17 protein-coding genes are annotated in these 17,854 nt (G+C 36.5%); 16 read left to right on the top strand and 1 reads right to left on the bottom strand.

Features of this window, described 5'->3' with window-relative positions:
- Window positions 1–12: 12 nt before the first annotated feature.
- The 10 genes from rbsR (at window position 13) to AC1Q51_RS22680 (ending at window position 10,143) form a co-directional block, all read left to right on the top strand.
- The gene (gene rbsR, locus AC1Q51_RS22725) at window positions 13–984 is read left to right on the top strand and encodes a ribose operon transcriptional repressor RbsR (RefSeq protein WP_000104051.1); all 972 of its coding nucleotides are present in this window, start codon (window positions 13–15) and stop codon (window positions 982–984) included.
- A gap of 13 nt (window positions 985–997) precedes the next feature.
- Window positions 998–1,894, top strand: a complete 897-nt coding sequence (gene rbsK / locus AC1Q51_RS22720) for a ribokinase (protein WP_001132865.1) — start codon at window positions 998–1,000, stop codon at window positions 1,892–1,894.
- Window positions 1,891–2,286, top strand: a complete 396-nt coding sequence (rbsD, locus tag AC1Q51_RS22715; RefSeq protein ID WP_000716151.1) for a D-ribose pyranase — start codon at window positions 1,891–1,893, stop codon at window positions 2,284–2,286. The genes rbsK and rbsD overlap by 4 nt, the downstream gene beginning before the upstream one ends.
- Before the next feature lie 18 nt (window positions 2,287–2,304).
- The gene (rbsA, locus tag AC1Q51_RS22710; protein WP_002094284.1) at window positions 2,305–3,789 is read left to right on the top strand and encodes a ribose ABC transporter ATP-binding protein RbsA; all 1,485 of its coding nucleotides are present in this window, start codon (window positions 2,305–2,307) and stop codon (window positions 3,787–3,789) included.
- Window positions 3,790–3,791: 2 nt separating this feature from the next.
- Window positions 3,792–4,727, top strand: a complete 936-nt coding sequence (locus AC1Q51_RS22705; protein WP_001074649.1) for an ABC transporter permease subunit — start codon at window positions 3,792–3,794, stop codon at window positions 4,725–4,727.
- Between the two features lie 14 nt (window positions 4,728–4,741).
- The gene (rbsB, locus tag AC1Q51_RS22700) at window positions 4,742–5,668 is read left to right on the top strand and encodes a ribose ABC transporter substrate-binding protein RbsB (protein WP_000758975.1); all 927 of its coding nucleotides are present in this window, start codon (window positions 4,742–4,744) and stop codon (window positions 5,666–5,668) included.
- 34 nt (window positions 5,669–5,702) lie between these two features.
- Complete coding sequence (gene fsa / locus AC1Q51_RS22695) at window positions 5,703–6,350, top strand: fructose-6-phosphate aldolase (RefSeq protein ID WP_000667666.1); 648 nt, start codon at window positions 5,703–5,705, stop codon at window positions 6,348–6,350.
- 382 nt (window positions 6,351–6,732) lie between these two features.
- The gene (gene inhA2, locus AC1Q51_RS22690) at window positions 6,733–9,132 is read left to right on the top strand and encodes a M6 family metalloprotease immune inhibitor InhA2 (RefSeq protein WP_492331729.1); all 2,400 of its coding nucleotides are present in this window, start codon (window positions 6,733–6,735) and stop codon (window positions 9,130–9,132) included.
- A gap of 318 nt (window positions 9,133–9,450) precedes the next feature.
- Window positions 9,451–9,792, top strand: a complete 342-nt coding sequence (locus AC1Q51_RS22685) for a hypothetical protein (protein WP_090978413.1) — start codon at window positions 9,451–9,453, stop codon at window positions 9,790–9,792.
- A gap of 21 nt (window positions 9,793–9,813) precedes the next feature.
- A complete protein-coding gene (locus AC1Q51_RS22680) occupies window positions 9,814–10,143 on the top strand; it encodes a hypothetical protein (protein WP_000964465.1) in 330 nt (109 codons plus the stop codon).
- 16 nt (window positions 10,144–10,159) lie between these two features.
- Here AC1Q51_RS22680 and AC1Q51_RS22675 read toward each other — a convergent pair whose 3' ends face one another.
- Window positions 10,160–11,314, bottom strand: a complete 1,155-nt coding sequence (locus AC1Q51_RS22675; RefSeq protein WP_000873271.1) for an MFS transporter — start codon at window positions 11,312–11,314, stop codon at window positions 10,160–10,162.
- A 225-nt stretch (window positions 11,315–11,539) separates the two neighbouring features.
- Here AC1Q51_RS22675 and bdhA point away from each other — a divergent pair, with 225 nt between their 5' ends.
- The 6 genes from bdhA (at window position 11,540) to AC1Q51_RS22645 (ending at window position 17,822) form a co-directional block, all read left to right on the top strand.
- Complete coding sequence (gene bdhA, locus AC1Q51_RS22670; RefSeq protein WP_000645827.1) at window positions 11,540–12,592, top strand: (R,R)-butanediol dehydrogenase; 1,053 nt, start codon at window positions 11,540–11,542, stop codon at window positions 12,590–12,592.
- A 118-nt stretch (window positions 12,593–12,710) separates the two neighbouring features.
- Window positions 12,711–13,055, top strand: a complete 345-nt coding sequence (locus AC1Q51_RS22665; RefSeq protein WP_000948035.1) for a potassium channel family protein — start codon at window positions 12,711–12,713, stop codon at window positions 13,053–13,055.
- 253 nt (window positions 13,056–13,308) lie between these two features.
- The gene (gene cerA / locus AC1Q51_RS22660; RefSeq protein WP_000730997.1) at window positions 13,309–14,160 is read left to right on the top strand and encodes a phospholipase CerA; all 852 of its coding nucleotides are present in this window, start codon (window positions 13,309–13,311) and stop codon (window positions 14,158–14,160) included.
- 76 nt (window positions 14,161–14,236) lie between these two features.
- Window positions 14,237–15,238 (top strand): sphingomyelinase C, encoded by a 1,002-nt coding sequence (sph, locus tag AC1Q51_RS22655; protein ID WP_000676799.1) that lies wholly within the window; start codon window positions 14,237–14,239, stop codon window positions 15,236–15,238.
- A 107-nt stretch (window positions 15,239–15,345) separates the two neighbouring features.
- Window positions 15,346–16,518 carry an amino acid deaminase/aldolase gene (locus tag AC1Q51_RS22650; RefSeq protein ID WP_000373758.1) on the top strand — a complete coding sequence of 391 codons (1,173 nt, stop codon included), beginning with the start codon at window positions 15,346–15,348 and terminating at the stop codon, window positions 16,516–16,518.
- Window positions 16,506–17,822: a D-arabinono-1,4-lactone oxidase gene (locus AC1Q51_RS22645; protein ID WP_065229759.1), complete on the top strand. Its 1,317-nt coding sequence runs from the start codon at window positions 16,506–16,508 to the stop codon at window positions 17,820–17,822. Before AC1Q51_RS22650 ends, AC1Q51_RS22645 begins: the two co-directional genes overlap by 13 nt.
- Window positions 17,823–17,854 lie beyond the last annotated feature (32 nt).

Raw genomic sequence — 17,854 nt, 5'->3', positions numbered from 1 at the left:
GGAGAAAAGAGAATGAGTACGATTAAAGACGTTGCGAAATTAGCGGGAGTATCTGTTGCGACCGTTTCCAGAGTTCTAAATAAAAATGGATATGTTCATGAAGATACATTAAAAAAGGTAGAGCGTGCAATAGAGATGTTAGATTATAAGCCTAGTACAGTAGCGCGTTCACTGTATAATAAAAAGTCTCGTTTAATTGGCTTAGTTGTTCCGAATATCGTGAATCCGTTCTTTCCAGAAGTTGCACGTGCCGTAGAAGATGTAGCACATAAACAAGGTTACACAGTTGTCCTTTGTAACTCTGATGAAAGTTTAGAAAAAGAGAAACAATACATTGATGTACTTAGACAAAATAATGTAGATGGATTTATTGTAGCAACGAATCCACAAAATAGTGTTAATTACATGAATTTATCTGTTCCGGTTGTTGCGATTGACCGTATGTTTAATGAGCGTATTCCTACTGTATATGCAGATAACTATGCAGGAAGTCAGGCTGCGACAAAGTTGTTACTAGATAAAGGATGTAAACATATTGCACATATTCGCGGACCACGTGATGTGAGTACTGCAAATGAACGTTTTGAAGGTTTTGTAGACGTTATTACGCAAAATAATCTTTCGTATATGATTGCGGAGAGTACGTTTGAGCCAGCAAATAGTGAGCGTGTAGCGATGGAATTATTAGAAGAATACCCGCATATTGATGGTATTGTTGCTGGGAATGATTTAATTGCGATTGGTATTGTAAAGGCTGCACTTCAAAAGGGGATTGCCATTCCAGATGATTTACAAATTATCGGATTTGATGGAATTTCTTTAACAGAAATGATGTATCCATCTATTACAACAGTTGCACAACCGATATATGAAATGGGGAAAATTGCAACAGAGTTGTTGTTAGAGCAAATGGAAGGAAATACATTAGAAGAGAAACACTATCGTTTGCCGATTGAAATTATAGAACGAAATACAACGAAGTAAGGAGATGAAACAGATGCCAAATATTGCAGTAGTAGGAAGCATTTCAATGGACTTAGTGGCTGTTTCAAAAAAACGGCCGAAAGCAGGAGAAACAGTAATTGGTGAAGCGTTTCATACAATCCCAGGAGGGAAAGGGGCAAACCAAGCAGTTGCTGCAGCTAGGTTAGGAGCAAATGTAGCAATGGTTGGAGCGGTAGGAAATGATGATTATGGAACAGTAGTTAGAAAAAATTTAGAGAACGAACGCATTTTTATCGATTATGTGGTACCGGTTACAGATAGAACGACAGGAATTGCTCATATCGTTTTAGCAGAAGAAGATAACAGTATTGTTGTCGTACAAGGGGCAAATGCTCTTGTAAATAAGTCAGTTGTAGATCGCTCCAAAGACCTTCTTGTAAAAGCGGATATGGTTGTTCTTCAACTAGAAATTCCACTTGAAACAGTAAAATATGTATTGGCTATTTGTGAGGAACATAATATTCCTGTTATGTTGAATCCAGCGCCAGCACAAGTTTTATCAGAAGAAATTTTAGAAAAAGCAACTTATATTACGCCAAATGAACATGAGTGCCGCATCGTATTAGATGATTTTACATCACCAATTGAAGATTTATTGGCGAAGTATCCAAATAAATTATTGATGACAGAAGGTTCTAACGGTGTTCGTTTCCATAATGGCACGGAGATTGTACATGTTCCTAGCATTGCTGTTGATGTAGTGGATACAACTGGAGCTGGTGATACATTTAATGGTGCGTTAGCAGTTGCACTTTCTGAAGGAGAGACACTTCAAAAAGCAATTCGTTTCGCGAATATTGCCGGTGGTCTTTCTGTAACGAAACTTGGAGCACAGGGCGGTATGCCAACGAGAGATCGAGTACGTGAAGTGCAGGTGATTGTTGGATGAAAAAGCATGGTGTATTAAACAGTGAAATCGCGGCAGTCCTTGCTTCACTTGGGCATACAGATACGGTTGTAATTGCTGATTGCGGGTTACCGATTCCGGATGGAGTAAAACGAATTGATTTAGCTGTTGAGATTGGAAAACCGAGTTTTTTAGAGGTGTTACAAGTTGTAGCTGATGATATGGCAATTGAAAAAGTGACGTTAGCAGAAGAAGTCATTATAAATAATGCGGAAGTAAATAAAGAGATCGAGCAAAAATTAATAGAGCCAGCATTTGAGTATGTATCTCATGAACAATTTAAAGAGCATACAAAGAAAGCGAAGGCGATTATTCGTACAGGCGAGGCTACGCCTTATGCAAATGTAATTTTACATGCAGGCGTGATTTTTTAATAAAGGGAAGTGATGGGAATGCATATTGAAATGAAAAACATTTCAAAGGCGTTCAATGGCAATCCTGTTTTGAAGAATGCACAGTTTATGATTGAAACAGGAGAAGTCCATGCATTGATGGGGGAAAATGGAGCGGGTAAATCAACGCTCATGAAGATTTTAACAGGTGTATACAAAAAAGATGATGGGACAATCACGATTGATGGGCAAGAGCGCACCTTTAAAAATGCGAAAGAAGCTGAAGAGTACGGCATCGCATTTATACATCAAGAACTAAACATATTGCCGAATTTAACAGTAGCTGAAAATATGTTTCTTGGTAAAGAGTTAATGTATGGGAAAACAGGTATTTTACGCACTCGACAAATGAACGCGATTGCGCAGCAGCAACTAGCAGAGCTAGGATTGCATGTAAGAGGTGCTATGTTAGCAGAGGAACTATCGGTTGGACAACAGCAAATTATCGAAATTGCGAAAGCGTTAATGACAAACGCGAGCGTTATTATTATGGATGAACCTACTGCGGCACTGACGGATCGTGAAATCGAAACGCTCTTTACAGTAATCAATAAGTTACGTAAAGAAGGTGTTTCATTCGTGTACATTTCGCATCGTATGGAAGAGATTTTCTCAATATGTGATGCCATTACGATTTTGCGTGATGGAGAATACGTTGGAAAGAGATTAATTCCAGAAACATCATTTGATGAAGTAGTGAGTATGATGGTGGGGCGCAGCATTGGTGAACGTTACCCAGAGCGAAATAGTCAAATTGGTGATGTCATTTTTGAAATGCGTAACGGAACGAAGAAAGGGAAATTTGAAAATGTTTCGTTTCAAGTGAGGAAAGGTGAAATCCTTGGTGTAGCTGGTTTGATGGGGGCTGGTCGTACTGATATTATGAAAGCGATATTTGGTTATGAACCTTTAGATTCTGGACAAATTTTTATAAATGGACAAGAAGTAAAGATTGATAGTCCGATAGATGCAATTAGACAAAGAATTGCTTTCATTACAGAAGATAGAAAGTCTGAAGGATTAGTGTTAGATTTTTCAATTAGAGAAAATTTAGCTTTACCGAATTTAGAAAGTCTTTCAAAGGGAAGTGTTCTAAGCAATGAGCTAGAACAACAGTTTACAGAAGATATGATGAAGCTTCTTAATGTGAAAGCATCTAGCGGAGAGCAGGCAGTGAAATCTCTTTCTGGTGGAAATCAGCAAAAGATTGTAATCGCAAAATGGCTAGGCATTCATCCGCAATTACTCATTTTAGATGAGCCAACAAGAGGTGTCGATGTTGGAGCGAAAAAAGAAATTTACTCTATTATGAATAAGCTTACAGAGCAAGGCGATGCCGTTATTATGGTATCATCTGAGCTTCCGGAAGTTTTAGGAATGAGTGATCGAGTTCTTGTTATTCATGAAGGAAAAGTCGGCGGCATTTTAGGGAAAGATGAGGCATCACAAGAGTCTATTATGGCACTAGCTACAGGGGGAGAGTAAGGATGGCTAAGAAGGGGAATGTATTACAACAACTCGGTTCTTTAATCGGTTTAGTATTAATTATCGTCGTAATTACAGTTTTAAATCCAGCGTTCATTGAAATTCCAAATTTATTTAATATACTGCGTCAAGTATCGATTAATGCGCTTATTGCATTCGGAATGACCTTCGTAATTTTAACAGGGGGTATTGACTTATCGGTAGGTTCTATTTTAGCATTATCAAGTGCACTTGTTGCTGGAATGATGGCAAGTGGCATGGATCCGTTCCTTGCAATGGCAGTTGGACTATTAGCAGGTCTTGTAATGGGGATTGTAAACGGTATCATCATTGCGAAAGGAAAAGTAGCTCCATTTATTGCAACTTTAGCAACAATGACTATTTTTCGTGGGTTGACGCTTGTTTATATGGACGGACGTCCGATCACTGGTCTTGGTGATCATTTAATGTTCCAAATGTTTGGCCGCGGTTATTTTCTTGGTATTCCGGTACCAGCTGTTACAATGATGATCGCTTTCGCAGTACTGTACTTCATTTTGAAGAAAACGACATTTGGCCGTCGTACATTTGCAATTGGTGGAAATGAAGAAGCAGCAGCACTATCAGGTATTAATGTTACGAGAATTAAAGTAATGATTTACGGTCTTTCCGGAATTTTGGCAGCGCTTGCAGGTATTGTCTTAACATCACGACTAGATTCTGCACAGCCGACTGCAGGTACTTCTTACGAATTAGATGCAATTGCAGCAGTTGTATTAGGTGGAACAAGTCTTTCTGGGGGAAGAGGATGGATTGTTGGTACATTCATCGGTGTACTAATTATCGGTGTACTAAATAATGGTTTAAATTTATTAGGTGTATCTTCTTTCTTCCAACAAGTTGTAAAAGGACTTGTAATCTTACTAGCTGTATTAATTGATCGCCGAAAAGAAGCGTAATGGAGGGACAGTTCATGAAGAAATGGTTACTTATACTCGTTGCATGTATTATGGTCATTACTGCTGGTTGTTCAATGGAACCACCAGAATGGGCAAAGGATTCTAGCGATAAAGGTCGAAATAAAACTATTAAAGTTGGATTCTCTGTTTCAACTTTAAATAATCCCTTCTTTGTAACTTTGAAAAAGGGTGCAGAAAAGAAAGCGAAAGATAGCGGCATCGAATTGATTGCTGTTGATGCGCAAAATGATGCAGCGAAGCAAACGAACGATGTTGAAGATTTAATTCAAAAGGGTGTCGATGTAGTTGTTATTAATCCGACCGATTCAGATGCTGTTGCTTCAGCGGTAAGTGCGGCAAATGCAGCAAATGTTCCTGTTATTACAGTAGACCGCGTTGCGAATTCAGGTAAGGTTGTTTCTCACATTGCATCTAATAATATCGAAGGTGGTCAAATGGCTAGTGATTACATTCGTGAATTAGTCGGCGAAGGAGCAAACGTTGCTGAGTTAGAAGGAATCCCTGGATCGTCTGCTGCTCGTGAACGTGGGAAAGGATTCCATAACGTAGCCGATAAGTCTTTAAAAGTAGTTGCCAAACAAGCGGCTGATTTTGATAGAGCGAAAGGATTATCTGTTATGGAAAACATTTTGCAAGCAAATGGTGATATTAAAGCCGTGTTTGCGCATAACGACGAGATGGCATTAGGTGCACTTGAAGCATTGAAGTCTGCTGGAAAAACAGATGTAGTAGTTGTTGGATTTGATGCAACAGAAGATGCTGTGAAAGCGGTTAACGATGGGCGTATGGCTGCAACAGTCGCTCAAAAACCGGAATTAATCGGAGAGAAGGCGATGCAAACAGCAAAAGAGATAACACAAGGTAAAAAAGTGGACAAATCTATTCCGATTGAATTAGAGCTTATTAAGAAAAATAAATAAATATAAAATGAAAATTAGGAAGGAAGAATAACAAATGAAATTTTTTATTGATACAGCAAACATTAACGAAATTAAAGAGGCAAATGCATTAGGCGTAGTAGCTGGAGTAACGACAAACCCATCACTTGTAGCAAAAGAAGGCGTAGATTTCCATGAGCGTATTCGTGAAATTTGCAGCTTTATAGAAGGACCTGTAAGTGCAGAAGTAATTAGCTTAGAAGCTGATAAAATGATTGAAGAAGGAAAAGAATTAGCGAAGATTGCTCCAAACGTTGTTGTAAAAGTTCCAATGACAACAGAAGGTTTAAAAGCAGTAAAAGCATTCTCAGATTTAGGAATTCGTACAAACGTTACATTAGTATTCTCAGCAGTTCAAGCATTACTTGCAGCTCGCGCTGGTGCAACATATGTTTCACCATTCTTAGGTCGTTTAGATGATATCGGTCATAACGGTATGGATTTAATTCGTCAAATCGCAGAAATCTTTGCAATTCATGGCATCGAAACAGAAATCATTGCAGCATCTGTACGTCACAGCGTTCACGTAACTGACGCAGCATTAAACGGTGCACATATTGCAACAATCCCAGCAAACGTAATTGCTTCATTAGTGAAGCACCCATTAACAGATCAAGGAATTGAGAAATTCTTAGCTGATTGGGAAAAAACACAAGAGAAATAATAGAAAATCAAGAATCCTAGTTTAATTGACTAGGATTCTTTTTTATTTAAAAGAATTTTCATGCAATTTTGCATATTGTCTTTTAAATTTGTTATATAAGATATTTAATATATATCACATAACTCTTTATTTTTCATATTTCGATATAAAGTGAAACTTTAATCAGTGGGGGCTTTGTTCATCAGCACACTGATTATTAGTTGAACCAAGGGATAAACAGATAGAGGGTCTGACCAGAAAACTGGAGGGCATGATTCTATAACAGAAAGTTTAATGTTTATAGAATTATGTCTTTTTATATAGGGAGGGTAGTAAACAGAGATTTCGACAAAAACGCACCGATTTATCTGAATTTTAAGTTTTATAAAAGGAGAGAAATGGAATGAGAAGAAAAGCCCCATTTAAAGTGTTGTCATCATTAGCAATTGCAGCAATTATCGGATGCACATCTGTAATGAGTGCGCCGTTAGCATATGCAGAAACGCCAGCAAAAGAGAAAGAGAATGTGTCTACAACGCCAATTGATTACAATTTAATTCAAGAAGATCGTTTAGCGGAAGCTTTGAAAGAAAGAGGAACAATTAATCCAGCATCTTCTAAAGAAGAGACGAAAAAGGCTGTCGAGCAATATATTGAAAAGAAACAAGGAGATCAGGCGAACAAAGAAATTCTTCCAGATGCTCACTCACAAGAAACGTCTGATTTCACAAAAAAAGTAAAAGAGAAAAAGATGGAAGAAAAGGAAAATGTAAAAAAGACTGAAAAAAATATTAATCTTGAGCAAAAGCCAGAACCAAATAAAAAGCAATTAAATGGGCAAGTTCCAACTTCAAAAGCAAAGCAAGCTCCATATAAAGGATCTGTTCGATCGGATAAAGTATTAGTGCTACTCGTTGAATTTAGTGATTATAAACATAATAATATTGATCAAACACCAGGTTATATGTATTCGAAAGACTTTAGTAGAGAACATTATCAAAAGATGTTGTTCGGTAAGGAGCCTTATACATTATTTGATGGTTCAAAAGTAAAAACGTTTAAACAATACTATGAAGAGCAGTCTGGTGGTAGTTATACGACAGACGGATATGTAACGGAGTGGCTAACAGTTCCAGGAAAAGCATCTGATTATGGAGCTGATGGTAGCAGTGGTCACGATAATAAAGGTCCGAAAGGTGCACGTGATTTAGTGAAAGAAGCTTTGCATGCAGCTGCTGAGAAAGGACTAGATTTATCTCAGTTTGATCAGTTTGATAGATATGATACAAACGGGGATGGGAATCAAAATGAACCTGACGGTGTAATTGATCATTTAATGGTAATCCATGCTGGTGTTGGTCAAGAAGCAGGTGGTGGTAAATTAGGTGATGATGCGATCTGGTCACATCGTTCAAAATTAGCAGTAGATCCAGTAGCGATTGAAGGTACAAAATCAAAAGTAGATTACTTTGGTGGAAAAGTAGCAGCACATGATTACACAATTGAACCAGAAGATGGAGCTGTAGGTGTGTTTGCGCATGAATTTGGACATGATCTTGGATTACCAGATGAATATGACACGAAATATACTGGAAATGGTTCACCTGTCGAAGCTTGGTCGTTAATGAGTGGAGGTAGTTGGACAGGAAAAATCGCAGGAACGGAGCCGACAAGTTTTTCACCACAAAATAAAGACTTCTTACAAAAGAATATGGGTGGCAACTGGGCAAAAATATTAGAAGTAGATTACGATAAAATTAAGAGTGGTATGGGAGTTCCTACCTATATTGATCAAAGTGTTACGAAATCAAATCGTCCAGGCGTTGTACGTGTTAACTTACCAGGTAAAAGTGTTGAAACGATTAAACCGGAGTTTGGAAAGCATGCATATTATAGTACAAGAGGCGATGATATGCATACAACGTTAGAGACACCTTTCTTTGATTTAACAAAAGGAACAAATGCAAAATTCGATTATAAAGCAAATTATGAGTTAGAAGCAGAGTGCGATTTCGTCGAAGTACATGCAGTAACAGAAGATGGAACGAAGACGTTAATTGATAGACTTGGAGAAAAAGTAGTCCAAGGAGATAAAGATACAACAGATGGGAAATGGATTGATAAATCATATGATTTAAGTCAATTTAAAGGCAAAAAAGTGAAACTACAATTAGACTATATTACAGATCCGGCTGTAACATATAAAGGTTTTGCGATGGACAATGTAAATGTAACTGTTGATGGACAAGTTGTATTTTCTGATGATGCAGAAGGACAGTCTAAAATGAATTTAAATGGTTTTGTTGTTTCTGATGGGACAGAGAAGAAAGCTCATTATTACTACTTAGAGTGGAGAAACTATGCGGGATCAGATAATGGTTTAAAAGCAGGAAAAGGTCCAGTGTATAATACAGGTCTTGTCGTTTGGTATGCAGATGATAGTTTCAAAGATAACTGGGTTGGGGTGCATCCAGGTGAAGGATTCCTTGGTGTTGTAGATTCTCATCCAGAAGCGCTAGTTGGTAATTTAAACGGAAAACCAGCATACGGTAATACGGGCATGCAAATTGCAGATGCTGCATTTTCATTTGATAAAACACCAGCATGGAGTGTAAATTCATTAACACGTGGTCAGTTTAACTATTCTGGATTACAAGGTGTTACAACTTTTGATGATTCAAAAGTATATAGTAACAAGCAAATTGCAGATGCAGGAAGAAAAGTTCCAAACCTTGGACTTAAATTCCAAGTTGTTGGACAGGCAGAAGATAAATCGGCAGGCGCTGTTTGGATTAAACGTTAATAACATAAAAGCACACTCTTCATATGAAGAGTGTGCTTTTTAATTTGTACAGTAAGTTATTATTTTAGTTTATGTAATACAAGTGTTTATTCATGTGTAGTGTATCAAATTATGTGGGGAAAGGAAATATTTCCGAGGAAATTGTCGAAGTATCGTCGGTATTTATAAACTTTCTTTTTAAAAGAAGCGATGTATTATTGCCTTTACGGCTCAATTTATTTACATTGTTATTTGGTTATACACAAAAGTAATATATTGGGCAAAAAAGAGTTCTATTCAATAGGGCTCTTTTTATAGATAGAAAGGAGTAAGCGATAAATGAAAGAAGTTATTGAATGTCCACAGTGTGAAGGGGATATTACTGTACAGCATATTATTGATCTCCCGCATCCTTTTTCATTAAGGTGTCCACATTGTAAGGTGAAGTTGAAAGAAATCAGGGTAACGCCATGTTTAATATTAGCGGTGATTTGTATAATTCCATTGTTTATTATTATTGGAGAGAGTATTAAGGAATTACTAGTAAAATATTTTTCTATTGTAGACAATGTACCAACTGTACTTATTTTCTTTTTATTTTGTTATCCATTGTATTATTTCTATGAAAAATATAATGCTATATTGTTTATTAAATATGGTTTGCTGAAAGTTAAAAGTTAAATTGAATAGGAGATTATCATTATGCTTTGGAAAATATATTTAGTTATTGTAGCAATGTTAGCTATTATTTCGTTAGTAAGGGGTATGTTTCAAACACCAATTCAAAAGTTTGACTTTGTAGTATCTATTATTACGTGGATAGGGCTTTTTGGTTTTGTATTTGATATACAAATATTAACCTCAATTGTTTGGAAATGTATCTTCTTGTTTAGCGTCATTTGGACTTTAACTGCAGTTTTTGTTTTTCGTTTATATGAAGAGCGAGATGAGCCATTACCTTTTATATTTAAATTAATTGGCATTATTCCAACGCTTCCATTATATTACGGATTATATCAATATGCATTTTAAAAAAGACAACGATGGATTATCCCATCATTGTCTTTTTTACTTTGCTTCTTACATAAATCATCCCAGCAAATGTTAATAAAAATGCTGTCCCGATAATGAAGCTGATGCTAGGTGATGCTCCGATTGCGCCGACTGTAAAGGAGCCAGCAACAACTCCTAATGAGAAGAAGGCATAAAATAATCCGAATGCCTTTCCACGATTATCGTCTGTAGTATTTTCAACGAGTAAAGCGTTAATAGACGGAAAGAGGATTGCGAATCCAATTCCATAAATCATCATTACGATAAAGAGCATACCTTTTGTAGCAAATAATCCGAGTAAAGATAATGCGAATGCCATAACTGCAATTCCGATTAGCATTAGTTTCGAACGATTAAATCGATCGTAAATACGATTTGTTGGAAGCAAGAAGAAGAGGATAGCAGTTATACCGAATACACTTAACATCATGCCTGTTGTGGATGCTTTAAGCGCTAATGCCTCAACTTTTACTGGTAACATATAAGTGACAATTCCTTGTGAAAACATTAATGTGAAAGCACCAATATATGCTTGTAATAACGGTTCTGATTTTAAAAGTTCAACCATATCTTCTTTGTTCATCATTTGCGTTCTTGATGTATCTTTTCTTGATACGTTATTTGGTAAGAAGAATAGAGATACGATCGTACCAAGAGCCATTAAAATAGAAATAGTAATGAAGACCCACTCTACGCCAGCTGTTGCTTTCATAATACCGCTGAAAGCAGGTCCTACGATTGCGGCTGTTCCAACAGCAGCACCAGATAGAGCCATTGCTTTTCCTTGTCTTTTTGCATTTGTTTGTTTTGATAAAAATGTAAAGGCAGCAGGAATTAAAAAGCCATCACTAAATCCATGCATAAAGCGCACAACTAATAGTTGTTCACCACTTTGAACAACGGTGTATAACAAGACTATGAAACTCGTAATTCCCATGCTTATATAAAGGATTTTTTTTGCACCAAATTTATCGACAGCGGCTCCAGCAATAATATTACCGATCATATTAGCGAATGAGTACATACCGACAACTAGACCGATAATAAGAGGAGTTCCTCCAAGGCTTTGAGCGAAAGTACTCATAATAGGTAATTGTGAAAATGTATCTAAAAATGCCACGATAACGATAAAGTAAATAAAATATTTCAAGCGATATTCACCTCTCCTATGCTATTATGGCACAATGCTAATTTCACCTGCAATGAAATTGAATTAACAGATGTGGAAAAAAGTACAAAGTGACAAAATATTGAACGTTATTTGTAAAAAATTAGTGGGAACGTGATTGTTTTTTTGAAATATATGGATAGAAGTATTATAATAGAGTTGTAAACTTCACCAGGTTAAGTATATACATAGAGAGGGATGTATAAAATGAAAGCACTACTTTGGCATAATCAACGTGATGTACGAGTAGAAGAAGTACCAGAACCAACAGTAAAACCAGGAACAGTGAAAATCAAAGTTAAATGGTGTGGTATTTGTGGGACAGACTTGCATGAATATTTAGCAGGGCCTATTTTTATTCCAACAGAAGAACATCCATTAACACATGTGAAAGCACCTGTTATTTTAGGTCATGAGTTTAGTGGTGAGGTAATAGAGATTGGTGAAGGAGTTACATCTCATAAAGTGGGAGACCGCGTTGTTGTAGAGCCAATTTATTCTTGTGGTAAATGTGAAGCTTGTAAACATGGACATTACAATGTTTGTGAACAACTTGTTTTCCACGGTCTTGGCGGAGAAGGCGGCGGTTTCTCTGAATATACAGTAGTACCAGAAGATATGGTTCATCACATTCCAGATGAAATGACGTATGAACAAGGTGCGCTTGTAGAACCAGCAGCAGTAGCAGTTCATGCAGTACGTCAAAGTAAATTAAAAGAAGGGGAAGCTGTAGCGGTATTTGGTTGCGGTCCAATTGGACTTCTTGTTATCCAAGCAGCTAAAGCAGCAGGAGCAACTCCTGTTATTGCAGTTGAACTTTCTAAAGAACGTCAAGAGTTAGCGAAATTAGCAGGTGCGGATTATGTATTAAACCCAGCAACTCAAGATGTGTTAGCTGAAATTCGTAACTTAACAAATGGTTTAGGTGTAAATGTTAGCTTTGAAGTAACAGGTGTTGAAGTTGTACTACGCCAAGCGATTGAAAGTACAAGCTTCGAAGGACAAACTGTAATTGTTAGTGTATGGGAAAAAGACGCAACAATTACTCCAAATAACTTAGTATTAAAAGAAAAAGAAGTTATTGGTATTTTAGGATACCGTCACATCTTCCCAGCTGTTATTAAATTGATTAGCTCTGGACAAATTCAAGCAGAGAAATTAATTACGAAAAAAATTACAGTGGATCAAGTTGTTGAAGAAGGATTTGAAGCACTTGTAAAAGATAAAACCCAAGTGAAAATTCTTGTTTCACCTAAATAAGATAGAATCGAAAAAAGTAGCCCTTTTCTAGAAATAGAAGAGGGCTACTTTTTTTCTGTACAGAAAGGTGATAGACTTTCCTGTAACTAAAGGTATTTTGTTTGGAAGGGGAAGTCTAATGCTTTCATTTATATTGACATTGAAACGGATGCTAAAAGCTTGTTTGCGAGCATGGAAAGATAAAGAATTTCAAGTGTTATTCGTATTAACAATTTTGACATTAATATCTGGTACAATCTTTTATAGTACAGTGGAGGGGTTACGTCCTCTGGATGCTTTATATTTTAGCGTTGTGACGCTGACTACTGTCGGTGATGGGCAATTTAGTCCCCAAACTGACTTCGGAAAGATATTTACGATATTATACATATTTATAGGGATCGGATTAGTGTTTGGATTTATACATAAGTTGGCAGTTAATGTACAATTGCCAAGTATATTATCGAATAGAAAAAAAGAGTAAAGCATGTGGGTGCTTTACTCTTTTTTTACATTAGTTTAGACAAGCCTTAATAATAGTTTATTAAAATGAAAGTGTATTCATTCATTATATTCACTATGTATAAAGTTATAATGATATGAACATTTGCATATTTTAATTTAGTGATAGAAATTTCGTGAAAGGTGGGATATTCTAGTCATAGGTTAACCGGACGACATCATAGGATCCTAACAAAATGTTTACAATAATTCAATTATAAAATGGAGGATTTTATATGAAAAAGAAAGTACTTGCTTTAGCGGCAGCTATTACATTAGTTGCTCCATTACAAAGTGTTGCATTTGCTCATGAAAATGATGGGGGACAGAGATTTGGAGTTATTCCGCGCTGGTCTGCTGAAGATAAACATAAAGAAGGCGTGAATTCTCATTTATGGATTGTAAACCGTGCAATTGATATTATGTCTCGTAATACAACACTTGTAAAACAAGATCGAGTTGCACTATTAAATGAATGGCGTACTGAGTTAGAGAACGGTATTTATGCTGCTGACTATGAAAATCCTTATTATGATAATAGCACATTTGCTTCACATTTCTATGACCCTGACAATGGGAAAACTTATATTCCGTATGCAAAGCAGGCAAAGGAAACTGGAGCTAAATATTTTAAATTAGCTGGTGAGTCTTACAAAAATAAAGATATGAAACAAGCATTCTTCTATTTAGGATTATCTCTTCATTATTTAGGGGATGTAAACCAACCAATGCATGCGGCAAACTTTACGAACCTTTCGTATCCACAAGGATTCCATTCTAAATATGAAAACTTTGTAGATACGATAAAAGATAATTATAAAGTAACGGATGGAAATGGGTATTGGAACTGGAAAGGTACGAATCCAGAAGATTGGATTCATGGAGCGGCAGTAGTTGCGAAACAAGATTACGCTGGCATTGTAAATGATAATACGAAAGATTGGTTCGTAAGAGCAGCTGTATCACAAGAATATGCAGATAAATGGCGCGCTGAAGTTACACCAATGACAGGTAAGCGTTTAATGGATGCACAACGTGTTACTGCTGGATACATTCAGCTTTGGTTTGATACGTACGGAAATCGTTAAGTATTTGAAAAAGGTCAAATCTCAGAATAGAGTATTTGGCCTTTTTATTACTATACAATACATGGAGGTATGAAACGTGAAAGGTAAATTGCTAAAAGGTGTACTTAGCTTAGGGGTTGGTTTAGGAGCTTTATATAGCGGAACTTCAGCTCAAGCAGAAGCATCTACAAATCAAAATGATACATTAAAAGTGATGACGCATAATGTATATATGCTATCAACAAACTTATATCCAAACTGGGGACAAACTGAGCGTGCTGATTTAATCGGGGCGGCAGATTATATAAAGAATCAAGATGTTGTTATATTAAATGAAGTGTTTGATAATAGTGCTTCAGATCGTTTATTAGGCAATTTGAAGAAAGAATATCCAAATCAAACAGCAGTATTAGGTCGTAGTAGTGGAAGCGAATGGGATAAAACGTTAGGAAACTATTCATCTTCAACTCCTGAAGATGGTGGCGTTGCGATTGTGAGCAAATGGCCAATCGCTGAAAAGATTCAATATGTATTTGCAAAAGGATGCGGGCCAGATAATTTATCGAATAAAGGATTTGTATACACGAAAATTAAGAAAAATGATCGTTTCGTTCACGTGATTGGGACGCATTTGCAGGCTGAAGATAGTATGTGCGGAAAAACTTCACCAGCATCTGTACGTACGAACCAATTAAAAGAAATTCAAGATTTTATTAAAAATAAAAATATACCAAATAATGAGTATGTGTTAATTGGTGGTGATATGAACGTAAATAAGATAAATGCAGAGAACAATAATGATTCAGAGTATGCATCTATGTTTAAAACATTGAACGCTTCTGTACCATCTTATACTGGACATACAGCGACTTGGGATGCAACGACAAACAGTATTGCAAAATATAATTTCCCTGATAGTCCTGCCGAATATTTAGATTATATTATTGCAAGCAAAGACCATGCGAACCCATCGTATATAGAGAATAAGGTGTTACAGCCGAAATCTCCACAATGGACTGTTACATCGTGGTTCCAAAAATATACGTATAATGATTACTCTGATCATTATCCAGTAGAGGCGACTATTTCTATGAAGTAGTTTCAAAAAGTTTCTTCGTAAAGAAGAAACTTTTTTTATTTGCAAACAGGAAAATCATACTTTCTTTCCAATATGTATAAGACATATTGAAAAGAGGAGAGAAAAATGTGGATCGAGGAATTTTTAAAGAAGTTCCATTACCTTGTGCATTTTTGGATGAAGTGGCTTTAGATAGAAATATTCAATCGATTATAGAGTTAAGTGGAAATAAGAAGATTCGTATAGCGAGTAAATCGTTACGTTCTGTTCCGATTATGCAAAAGATTTTAGCTGCAAATGATCGATTTCAAGGTATTATGTGCTTTTCACCTAGAGAGGTTTTATTTTTAATAGAACAAGGATTTAATGATTTATTGCTCGGATATCCTGCTTATGATGAAAGAGCTTTGTGTGAAATTAGTTTGCTAACAAAGAAAGGTTTCATTATAACTTGTATGGTGGATTGTGAAGAGCATATTGTGTATTTAGAAAAAATTGCTGAGAAATCTAGAGGATGTTTTCGTGTTTGTTTGGATATTGATATGAGTAGTCGTTTCTTTCAATTTCATTTTGGTGTACAAAGATCCCCAGTAAAAAATGTGCAGGATGCGTTGAAAGTAGTAGAAAAGGTGAGAAGGTCATCATATTTAATGTTAGATGGTGTGATGGGTTATGAAGCTCAAATTGCTGGGGTGGGAGACCATATACCGAATCAATGGCTGAAGAGTAAAGTGATTTCGTATTTAAAGCAGAAATCAGTGCTAGAAGTGAAAGAAAGAAGAGAATATATTGTAAAAGCAATACAAAAACTTGGTATTGAGCTAAGGTTTGTAAATGGAGGCGGAACAGGAAGCATAAAAACAACTGAGAAAGATAATTCAGTTTCAGAGATTACAATAGGTTCTGCTTTTTATTCTCCGAAGCTGTTTGATTATTATAAAGAGGTGAAATTTCATCCAGCGGTCGGATTTGCTTTACCAGTTGTGCGTAAACCAGTCCCGTTTATTTACACTTGCCTAGGTGGTGGATATATTGCTTCAGGAGCAGTTGGAAAAGATAAAGAGCCTGAAGTTTGGAGACCGAAGGGTGCAAAACTATTAGCTTTAGAAGGTGCTGGCGAGGTACAAACGCCAATTTTTTATAGCGGCGAGGAACGAGTGGATATAGGAGAGTCCATTTTGTTTCGTCATAGTAAGGCTGGTGAATTATGTGAGCGCTTTCCTTTTTTGTATCGTGTTAAAAAAGGAGAGATTGTTGGGGAGTATTCAACATATCGGGGGGATGGCCAATGCTTTCTATAAAGGGACAAAAGTGGAGGAATTGGACAGGGAATGTAGAAGGAACGCCGCATTATACGATGTATCCAGAAAGTATACAAGATGTAGTAGAAGTAGTGGGGCTTGCACGAAAAAAGGGGCGGAAAATTCGTGTTGTTGGTTCAGGACACTCGTTTACACCCCTTGTGCAAACCGAAGAAGTTTTAGTTTCTTTAGATGAATTGAAGGGCATTGTGAATATTGATGAAGAGAAGATGGTCGCTGAAGTGTGGGCAGGAACAAAGTTATATGATTTAGGGAAGTTACTTGAGGAAAAAGGTTATGCGCAAGAAAATTTAGGGGATATTGATTCACAATCTATTGCAGGAGCGATTAGTACGGGGACTCATGGAACGGGTATTACCTTTGGGAGTTTATCAACACAAGTTATAGAGATTACGGCCGTTTTATCTAATGGTGAGAGTATAGTTTGTTCGGAAGCTGAGAACGTAGAATATTGGAGAGCGTTTCAGTTGTCACTTGGAATGTTAGGTATCATTGTAAAGATAAAATTGAAGGTTATTCCAGCGTATTCACTCGTTTATGAAAGTGAAAAACAGTCATTATCTACTGTAATGAACAAACTAGAAGAGTATAAGAAGCATCGTCACTTTGAATTTTTCGTTTTTCCTTATTCTGATGAAGTACAAGTAAAACTTACGAACGAAACAACGAATACAGGCAGTGATTTGAAATGGCATAAACTAAAGGTGGAGTTACTTGAAAATAGGATGTTCTCTTTGCTATCTAAAGGGTGTAAATGGTTTCCTTCTATAAGTAAAGGAGTGAGTCGATTATCAGCTAAGGCTGTACCAAACACAAAAATAATTGGCCCGAGCTATGAAGTATTTGCTACATCACGTACGGTACCATTTTATGAAATGGAGTATAGCATTCCTTCAAAGTATATGAGGACTGTGGTAGAAGAAATCTCAAATCTTATTGAAAAGAAAAAGTATAAGGTGCACTTCCCGATCGAATGCCGCTATGTGAAGGGTGATGATATATGGCTTAGTCCAGCCTATGGAAGAGATTCAGCGTATATCGCTGTTCATATGTATAAAGGTATGAAATATGCTGCTTACTTTGGCGAAGTGGAAAAAATTTTTCTGAAGTATGAAGGGCGTCCGCATTGGGGGAAAATGCATACATTATCGTATGAGCAATTACAAGATATATATCCAGAGTTTCATTCGTTTTTACAGGCGAGGAAGTCTCTAGATGAACTTGGAATGTTTTTTAATCCTTATGCAGAAAAGTTATTTATCCCGCTATTTGCCGGGCAGTAAGACCCCCACTGATTAAAGTTTCACATTATGTA

Source organism: Bacillus sp. MT94 (assembly GCF_058792475.1).
Note: the sequence above shows the minus strand (reverse complement) of the source record. Positions and strands in the feature narration are given on the sequence as shown.

Coding starts and splice junctions, on each gene's coding strand:
- AC1Q51_RS22685 (WP_090978413.1), top strand. CDS start 9,451: ATGAAAGAAGTTATTGAATGTCCACAGTGTGAAGGGGATATTACTGTA.
- inhA2 (WP_492331729.1), top strand. CDS start 6,733: ATGAGAAGAAAAGCCCCATTTAAAGTGTTGTCATCATTAGCAATTGCA.
- cerA (WP_000730997.1), top strand. CDS start 13,309: ATGAAAAAGAAAGTACTTGCTTTAGCGGCAGCTATTACATTAGTTGCT.
- AC1Q51_RS22645 (WP_065229759.1), top strand. CDS start 16,506: ATGCTTTCTATAAAGGGACAAAAGTGGAGGAATTGGACAGGGAATGTA.
- rbsA (WP_002094284.1), top strand. CDS start 2,305: ATGCATATTGAAATGAAAAACATTTCAAAGGCGTTCAATGGCAATCCT.
- rbsB (WP_000758975.1), top strand. CDS start 4,742: ATGAAGAAATGGTTACTTATACTCGTTGCATGTATTATGGTCATTACT.
- bdhA (WP_000645827.1), top strand. CDS start 11,540: ATGAAAGCACTACTTTGGCATAATCAACGTGATGTACGAGTAGAAGAA.
- AC1Q51_RS22680 (WP_000964465.1), top strand. CDS start 9,814: ATGCTTTGGAAAATATATTTAGTTATTGTAGCAATGTTAGCTATTATT.
- AC1Q51_RS22705 (WP_001074649.1), top strand. CDS start 3,792: ATGGCTAAGAAGGGGAATGTATTACAACAACTCGGTTCTTTAATCGGT.
- rbsR (WP_000104051.1), top strand. CDS start 13: ATGAGTACGATTAAAGACGTTGCGAAATTAGCGGGAGTATCTGTTGCG.
- fsa (WP_000667666.1), top strand. CDS start 5,703: ATGAAATTTTTTATTGATACAGCAAACATTAACGAAATTAAAGAGGCA.
- rbsD (WP_000716151.1), top strand. CDS start 1,891: ATGAAAAAGCATGGTGTATTAAACAGTGAAATCGCGGCAGTCCTTGCT.
- rbsK (WP_001132865.1), top strand. CDS start 998: ATGCCAAATATTGCAGTAGTAGGAAGCATTTCAATGGACTTAGTGGCT.
- AC1Q51_RS22665 (WP_000948035.1), top strand. CDS start 12,711: ATGCTTTCATTTATATTGACATTGAAACGGATGCTAAAAGCTTGTTTG.